The sequence below is a fragment of the Paenibacillus xylanilyticus genome, from assembly GCF_013359935.1.
Classification (GTDB): Bacteria; Bacillota; Bacilli; order Paenibacillales; family Paenibacillaceae; genus Paenibacillus; species Paenibacillus xylanilyticus.
The window spans coordinates 1-881 of record NZ_JABMCB010000048.1 but is presented as its reverse complement, the minus strand read 5'-3'; the positions used below and the strand labels follow the sequence as shown (position 1 = coordinate 881).

1 protein-coding gene is annotated in these 881 nt (G+C 51.5%); it reads right to left on the bottom strand.

What is annotated here, in order from left to right; translation table 11 throughout:
• Nucleotides 1–170: 170 nt before the first annotated feature.
• Nucleotides 171–881 (bottom strand): phage recombination protein Bet (bet, locus tag HP552_RS00300; protein ID WP_175393811.1); only part of this gene is annotated, 711 nt, incomplete at its 5' end.

Here is an 881-nt window from a genome sequence, read left to right as displayed (position 1 = left end):
GAAGTAGGACATTTTCATGTCAGGCCACTTCTTTCCGGAGCGGGGTTTTGCTATCACGTTGTGAACTTCTGAAGCGGTGATGACGCCGAGCCGTAATTTGTGCCACGCATCATCCCCCTGTTCGACAGCTCTCACATCGATCCCGGTACGCTGCAGGATAATGTCCGGTGTCATGCTGCCACCTTCTGCTCTGCGGCTTTCTGTTTCAGGAATCCAAGAGCTTTTACTGCTTCGGCCTGTGTCAGTTCTGACGATGCACGAATGTCGCGGCGAAATATCTGGGAACAGAGCGGCAATAAGTCGTCATCCCATGTTTTATCCAGGGCGATCAGCAGAGTGTTAATCTCCTGCATGGTTTCATCGTTAACCGGAGTGATGTCGCGTTCCGGCTGACGTTCTGCAGTGTATGCAGTATTTTCGACAATGCGCTCGGCTTCATCCTTGTCATAGATACCAGCAAATCCGAAGGCCAGACGGGCACACTGAATCATGGCTTTATGACGTAACATCCGTTTGGGATGCGACTGCCACGGCCCCGTGATTTCTCTGCCTTCGCGAGTTTTGAATGGTTCGCGGCGGCATTCATCCATCCATTCGGTAACGCAGATCGGATGATTACGGTCCTTGCGGTAAATCCGGCATGTACAGGATTCATTGTCCTGCTCAAAGTCCATGCCATCAAACTGCTGGTTTTCATTGATGATGCGGGACCAGCCATCAACGCCCACCACCGGAACGATGCCATTCTGCTTATCAGGAAAGGCGTAAATTTCTTTCGTCCACGGATTAAGGCCGTACTGGTTGGCAACGATCAGTAATGCGATGAACTGCGCATCGCTGGCATCACCTTTAAATGCCGTCTGGCGAAGAGTGGTGATCAG